Here is a 7,116-nt window from a genome sequence, read left to right on the forward strand (position 1 = left end):
GCCGCGACCCGCGCGATCGGTTCACCGGTCAGGCGGCGGGTTTTGACGATGTAGCGCCCGCCGGCAGCTTCGACCGAATCTCCGCCGATGCGCAGCGGAACGGTCACCACGGCGGATTCGGTGGTGGAGGTCATCGATGTTCTCCTACTCTGCGGTGGTGGCGTACGTTCCCAGGCCCGGGCGGTACGTCTTGTCGTCGAGGAACTGGGTCATGCCCTGCTCACGAGCATCGGTGTCGAACAGGATCGCCTGGTCGTGCTTGGCGTAGAGGTAATCCTCGGCGGCCTCCCACGACATCAGCCGCGAGTGCCGGAAGCCCATCTTCGCCCCGCGGACCACCCACTGGCTCAGGCTGGTCAGCTGCAGGGCGAGCTCGATGGTGCGGGCGCGGAGCTGATCGGCCGGGACCGCTTCGTTGACCAAACGCATTTCCGACGCGCGTTTCCCGTCGAAGTGCTGCCCGGTCATGATGTAGAACATGGCATCGCGGGTGGGGATGGTCTCCGCCAGCGCACGAGTGACCAGGTTGCCGGGGGTGACACCCCAGTTCACCTCGGACAGACCGAAAGTCGCGTCCTCGGACGCGATCGCCAGATCGCAGGAGACGAGCGGAACGAACGCCCCGCCGAAGCACCAGCCGTTGACCATCGCGATGGTGGGCTTGGCGTAGTTGAGGAGCTTGCGGTACTGCCAGTTCGTGCCCTCGCCGCGAACCCGGTGCTGCACCGAGCGTGGCTTGCCGTCGGTTTCCCGGAAGTACTCCTTGAGGTCCATGCCGGCCGAGAAGGCGTCGTCGGAGCCGGTCAGCACCACCACGGCGCAGCGGTCGTCGTCCTCCAAATGATCGAGGGTGGCGAACATTTCGCGGTTGAGCGTCGGGTTCATCGCATTGCGCTTGTCCGGGCGGTTGAACCGGACCCAGGCGATGCGGTGCTCGTCGAACTCGACGAGGACGGTGTTACCCCAGGGTTCGTTGATGTTGTCGGACATGGAAGTCTCCGTTCGATCGTCCGGCGCGGTGGCCGTGACACAGGGTGAATGCGGTGGCAACGGGCCACGTGGCATATAAGAAGTTCTGATATGGAAGTTATCAGTGACTCTGATAACCTGTCAACCATGACTATCGAGGTGCTCGGCGACGGGACGACCCAGGACGTCGGCGGATCGCCGGCCAGGGTGACGTATCTGGTCAAACGGCTCGAGTCGGCGGTCCGCCGAGACCTCGACGCCGCCATGCAGGCGCAAGGGTTGACCACGCCGCAGTATGCGGCGCTGAGCATCCTGCAGCGCAATCCCGGACTGTCCTCGGCGCAACTGGCCCGGCGGTCCTTCGTCACCGCGCAATCGATGCAGGTCATGGTCGCGGCGTTCGTGCGCAGCGGCTATGTGGAGCGCCATCCCGATCCCGACAAGCAACGCGTGCTGCGCAACTACCTGACCGAGACCGGGCTCGACGTGCTCGCCCGATGCGAAGAGGCAGCCGATCACATCGAGGAGCGAATGCTGGCCGGCCTCAGCCGGTCTCAGATCTCGCGACTTCGGGAGACCATGACCACCTGCGTGCAGAACCTGACCGACGGACACCATCCGGCCGACTGACGCCGGACTGTGGCGGGCGGGGTGTCACCGCGTGCGCGGGACCGCCCGGGGTAGCCGCGGGCTGATCGGTTGCCGGGGGCCGGGGCCGGCCAGCGCATGCGTCAGCCCGCGGCCAGCCGTCTGAACCAGGATCTTCATCTCCCGCAGATCACGTGCCCCGGTCGTCCCGAGGATGGAGATCGCGGCCATGCCCATCTCGGCCGGTCCGGTCGCCAGTGCGGCGCAGGAGGTGGACCCGGGCGTGAGTTCGTCCTCCGATGTCGCCACCCCGTCCCGCCGCACGCGCGCCAGTTCCAGGCGAAGCGTCTCGGCCGTCACGATGGTGGCCGGGGTGTATCCGATCAGCGGGCCGCTGAGCACCCGCTCTTGAAAGTCGGGTGAGGAGTGGGCCAGCAGTACCTTGCCCACCGCGCTGGCATGCAGCGGCAACCGGCCCCCGGCGCGCCCGACCGGCGGTACGTCCGTGGTGCCCGTGATCTTCTCCACGAGCAACGCTTCTCCGCCATCGAGCACGGCGAGGAGGATGTGTGCCCGGGTCACCTCCCACAGGCTCTGAAGAAACGGCATGGCCGCCTCGCGCAGCCCATAGGTTCTGGTCGAACGCGCGGCGATCTCCCACAGCCGAACTCCCACGCAGTACTTGCCCTCGGGCGTGCGCTCGAGGCCGCCCCAGTCCACCAGGTCCTGGATCAAGCGATGCACCGTGCTCGACGGCAAGCCCGTCGCCCGCGCGATCTCCGACATCGACAACTCGACGCGCTCCCCGGTGAATGCCTCGAGGATCGTCAGCGCCTTACTGGTCACCGATCGCCCGGGGGAGGTGTTCCGGCCCGCCATGTCCACCCCTTCCTATCAGGGTCTCTGATGCAGCGTAGCGGCCTGACCCGATGACATGTTGCCCACTGGACGGGAAACTTGTGGCCCGAGTCACATCAGAAAGTCTTACATGGAGGGGTGCCGGCCCACACCCGTCGCACCGATCATCTTCAGGAGAGAAACCCCATGACTGAAACAATGCTGGCTGCCCGCATGCACCAGGTCGGCGAACCCATGGTCCTCGAACAGGTGCCACTGCCGCAGCCAGGACCCACCGACGTGCGAGTGTCCGTGCAGGCCTGCAACATCGTGCCGAACCTGGCCAACATTCTCGCCAACTGGACCACCTGGTTCCCGCAGAATCCGCTGCCCGCGCTGCCGGCGATCTTCGGGCTCGACCCGGCCGGTGTGGTCGACGCCGTCGGTGCCGACGTCCACAGCTTCAAGCCGGGCGACCGCGTGTACGTCAACCCCGGCCGCTACTGCGGCGACTGTCTCGCCTGCCGGCGCGGTGAACACGTCAACTGCACCAGCTACGCCTTCTCCGGCTACTTCGGCTTCACCGCCACCGCACCCCGACTGCTCGACCGGTACCCCTACGGTGGCCTGGCCGAATACACCCTCGCCCCGCAGTACTCCCTCGTCGCAATCCCCGACAGCATCGGGTTCGAGACCGCCGCACGATTCGGCTACCTGGGGACCGCGTACTCCGCCCTCCGCAAGGCGAAGGTCGGCACCGACACCACCGTGCTGATCAACGGCATCAGCGGCACACTCGGACTCGGCGTCGCCCTCTACGCCCTCGCCATGGGCGCCACCACCATCCTCGGCACCGGCCGGGACCGCGACCTCCTCGGCCGTGTCGAAGCATTGGCCCCCAACCGCATTCGAACGTTCTCCACCCGGGACGGCGCCATCGACAACTGGGTGCGGCGCACCATCGACGGCGGTGTCGACGTCTACATCGACGCCCTCGGCCCCGGTGCCCCCCACGAGCCGTTCCAACAGGGCGTCAAATCCCTGCGACGCGGCGGACGAGCCGTGAACATCGGCGCCACCGCAGGCGAAGTACCCATCGACGTTCACCACCTGATGGACCAGCAACTCCAACTGATGGGTTCGTGCTGGTTCACCGCCGGCGAAGGGCAGGACATGGCGGCCATGGCGGCCAACGGCATGGTCGATCTGTCCATCTTCGAGAACGTCACCTTCCCCCTGGCCAAGGTCAACGACGCCATCAGCGGCATCGAGAACCGCCACGGCGGCTTCAGCAATTTCGTCATCACGCCCAGCGAGAAGTAGGACACCTCCCATGACGACCACCGAACCGATCTCACTCGATCCCACCCGCACCGCCGTGGCCAACGTGCACTGGCAACACGACATCGTCACCGCACACGGTGCGTTCGCCCCGTTCTTCGCCGAATCCGTTCGACGCCACGGCGTCATCGACACCACACGCGGACTGGTCGAAACCTTCCGCACGGCCGGGGCGCTCGTGGCCTGGGCCCGCGCCGCCTTCCAACCCGGTTACCCCGAACTGATCCTCAACACCGGACTCAACCACGCCATCAAGGATCTCGGTGCCCTCATCGACGGCAGCCCCGGAGCGCAGATCATCCCCGAACTTACCCCCGGAGACGATGAACCGGTGGTCAGCCACCCGGGTACCTCGGCGTTCCCGAACACGGCACTCGACGCCATCCTGCGCCGCCGCCAGATCGACACCGTTCTCTTCACCGGCGTCGCGACCAATGTGACCGTCGAGGGCACCGCACGAGACGCAGTGAACTTGGGCTACAACGTCATCCTGGTATCGGATGCCTGCGCGGCAGCAACCGACGAAGCGCATGAAGCGACGCTCGCCACCTTCTCACTACTCGGAAACATCGCCTCCGCCGCCGACATCCAACGGGCGCTGCAACGACACACGGACGGCCTCGCTCACGTGTAGCCACCCGCACGGGGATGCGGGCGTCTATGCAGCTTTGGCAGAATCGCTCAAATCAGCGCCAGCGAGTGTGTCGCTACGGTGGGGCTGCATAGCAGGCGGTCGTGCGGGCCACGATCTCCGCACCGGATGTAGATCTCGACGTCGCCACGCTGAGATTATGTGTGGTGTTTTGTTCGGTTCATATTCAAGTGACATCCCAGATGCGCACCCGGCCATCAACGATCGCGGGCGCACATGTTGACTTTTGCGATGCACCGGAACCACAGCTTTGCCTCACGTCGAACGTCATCCTCTTCTAGTGTTGACACATGGCTCGGCCCTCGGTGGTCGACCTACCKGGAGGAGGGTGCCTGACGATGTCGCAGACCCACCCGAGGGTGGGGTCACGGGTGCCCGATCGGACGGACCCAAAATGAACGGTTACTGGCGGCACTATCTGGGAGTTCATCGTGGATCAGGATCTTGCACCGAAAGCCGCTACGGCGAAGACCATCGCGGCGAATGCCGCTGCCGCAGAGTCGTTGCCGCTATCAAATCGACGTGACTATGAGGATTCGGTGCGAGGGTTCATCGGAACGGTATCTGAGCCGATCACGCGGTCTGACGGGGCGATCGTGCTGGCGGTGGATTCGCACGACGAGATGTTGAAGGCCGATGCACCAGAGACGGTGCATCCGAGCCTATGGCGGCATGCGCAGGTCAGTCGCCCACACGGGCTGTTCGAGGTCGTCGACCGCGTCTACCAGGTGCGGGGCCTGGATCTGTCGAACATGACGATCATCGAGGGTGACACCGGCATCCTCATCATCGACCCCCTCGTCTACAACGAAACCGCGGCCGCGGCCCTCGCGTTGTACCGCAAGCACCGCGGCGACCGTGAGGTCAAAGCCGTGATCTATACGCATAGCCACCTCGACCACTACGGCGGCTCGCGGGCTGTCACGACGCAGGCACACGTCGATGCAGGCACCGTGACGGTCATCGCCCCGACCGGGTTCCTCGAGGAGGCGGCGTCGGAGAACGTGTACGCCGGCAACGCAATGAGCCGACGGGCGCTCTACCAAACCGCGAACATCGTGGCGCCGGGTGCACGGGGCCAGGTGAACTCTGGGCTCGGTAACGTCGCAGGCCACGCGGGTCTGAACACCTTAATCGCTCCGACCGACATCATCACTGCCACAGGGCAGAAACGCACTGTCGACGGCGTGGACATGGAGTTCCAACTCGCCTTGGGTACGGAAGCACCCTCCGAGTTCCTGATCTATTTCCCGCAGTTCCGGGCTCTATGCACGGCTGAAGATGCCACCCACACAATGCATCAGCTCTACACGTTGCGGGGCGCTCAGATTCGGGACGCCGTCGCCTGGTGGAAAGCGCTCGACGAGGCCATCGCGCTCTACGGCGATCGCACCGACCTCCTGTTCGCCCAGCACACCTGGCCCACATGGGGCACCGACGAGGTCACCCAACTCCTCGCCGACCAGCGTGACGTCTACAAGTACATCCATGACGAAGTACTGCGGATGGCGAACTGCGGCATGACCGCAGACGAGATCGCGGAAGAGATCGAGCTTCCGCCTGCTCTGCAGGCGCAGTGGTACACCCACGGCTACTACGGCTCGCTCAGCCACAACGCCAAAGCCGTCTATCAACGGTACCTCGGCTGGTATGACTCGCACCCGGCGCACCTGCACAGGCTTCCTCCGGCGGATGTGGCTCCGCGTTATGTGAAGGCGATGGGCGGCCGCGACACCGCCCTCGCAACCGCTCAGGATGCGTTCGATGAGGGTGACTATCGTTGGGCCGCGGAGCTGCTGACCCATCTGGTCTTCGCCGACCCCGGAGACCGTGAAGCGACACTGCTGCAAGCAGATACGTTCGAGCAGCTCGGATACCAGTCCGAGAATGGTCTGTGGCGCAATGAGTATCTGACGGCTGCTCTGGAATTGCGTCACGGAGTCCGTGATCTCGGCACCGTGAACCTTGCCGGGGCCGATGTGCTGGCAGCGATGGCCCCAGACATGCTGTTCGACCTCGCAGGCATCAAACTCAACGGTCCCAAAGCCTGGGATCTACGCCTCCGTGTCAATTGGACCATCAGCGATGGCGACAGCTCCAAACCTTTTGCGGTCCAGATCCGCAACGGAGTATTCATCTACACGCCCGAACTCGAACTGCCAGAGCCTGATCTGGTGATCACCACCACAAAAGATGCGCTCGCTCAACTCGTGCTCGGTGCATCGACCGTTGACGACCTCGTCGGGGCCGGTGAGATCACCACCAATCGGGAGGATCTGGGTGCACTCGCGTCGGTGTTCAACCTTGTCGAGCCCTTCCCGTTCTGGTTCAACATCGTCACTCCATGATCTCTACCCGGCTGACCCTAGATCGCACTCTCGTTGCAGGTGGGGTATTCCGGCATGTCGGACTACCCGTCAATAGGTTGTCGCGCTAGATGGTGGCGCAGGACCCGACTGACGGCTTCGCGGTAAGCAAGGCCGATTTGCCGTCGACGCCTTGTCGATTTATCGGGTCGTCACTTCAGTTCCACAGCGTGGCGGCGTCGACCGCTTCGGTGGCCGGGGGGCCGGGTAGCCCGGGTTCGCTGCGGGAGAATCGCGGCGCGGGCCGGTGCTGGGTGACCCGGTCCAGTTCGACGAGGGATCCGCGGGCGGCGATGTGCGGGTTCTGGGGTGCCTCGGCGAAGGTCAGCACCGGGGTGGTGCAGGCGTCGGTGCCGTCGAAGA

At 64.9% G+C, this 7,116-nt stretch carries 6 protein-coding genes and 1 pseudogene; 4 read left to right on the forward strand and 3 right to left on the reverse strand.

All coding sequences use genetic code 11. From position 1 onward, the window contains the following. Positions 1–144: 144 nt before the first annotated feature. Positions 145–990, reverse strand: a complete 846-nt coding sequence (locus tag AC1D1G_RS38935) for a p-hydroxycinnamoyl CoA hydratase/lyase (RefSeq protein WP_005245231.1) — start codon at positions 988–990, stop codon at positions 145–147. 126 nt (positions 991–1,116) lie between these two features. Between AC1D1G_RS38935 and AC1D1G_RS38940 the strand changes: the two genes are divergently transcribed. Continuing rightward, positions 1,117–1,599, forward strand: a complete 483-nt coding sequence (locus tag AC1D1G_RS38940) for a MarR family winged helix-turn-helix transcriptional regulator (protein ID WP_025433823.1) — start codon at positions 1,117–1,119, stop codon at positions 1,597–1,599. 24 nt (positions 1,600–1,623) lie between these two features. Here the strand turns inward: AC1D1G_RS38940 and AC1D1G_RS38945 are convergent, their stop codons facing one another. Next, complete coding sequence (locus AC1D1G_RS38945; protein ID WP_317567762.1) at positions 1,624–2,436, reverse strand: IclR family transcriptional regulator; 813 nt, start codon at positions 2,434–2,436, stop codon at positions 1,624–1,626. Between the two features lie 165 nt (positions 2,437–2,601). Between AC1D1G_RS38945 and AC1D1G_RS38950 the strand changes: the two genes are divergently transcribed. From AC1D1G_RS38950 to AC1D1G_RS38960, 3 genes are all read left to right on the forward strand, one after another. Beyond that, positions 2,602–3,717, forward strand: coding sequence for an alcohol dehydrogenase catalytic domain-containing protein (locus AC1D1G_RS38950; protein ID WP_317567763.1), 1,116 nt, complete (start codon positions 2,602–2,604; stop codon positions 3,715–3,717). A 10-nt stretch (positions 3,718–3,727) separates the two neighbouring features. Beyond that, the gene (locus tag AC1D1G_RS38955; RefSeq protein ID WP_477956263.1) at positions 3,728–4,369 is read left to right on the forward strand and encodes a cysteine hydrolase family protein; all 642 of its coding nucleotides are present in this window, start codon (positions 3,728–3,730) and stop codon (positions 4,367–4,369) included. Between the two features lie 449 nt (positions 4,370–4,818). After that, the gene (locus AC1D1G_RS38960) at positions 4,819–6,735 is read left to right on the forward strand and encodes an alkyl/aryl-sulfatase (protein ID WP_477956264.1); all 1,917 of its coding nucleotides are present in this window, start codon (positions 4,819–4,821) and stop codon (positions 6,733–6,735) included. 175 nt (positions 6,736–6,910) lie between these two features. Here AC1D1G_RS38960 and AC1D1G_RS38965 read toward each other — a convergent pair. Continuing rightward, positions 6,911–7,116 (reverse strand): annotated as a pseudogene (locus AC1D1G_RS38965) (CoA transferase); the annotation flags it as partial.

The sequence above is a fragment of the Rhodococcus sp. P3_B8 genome (genome assembly GCF_056402775.1).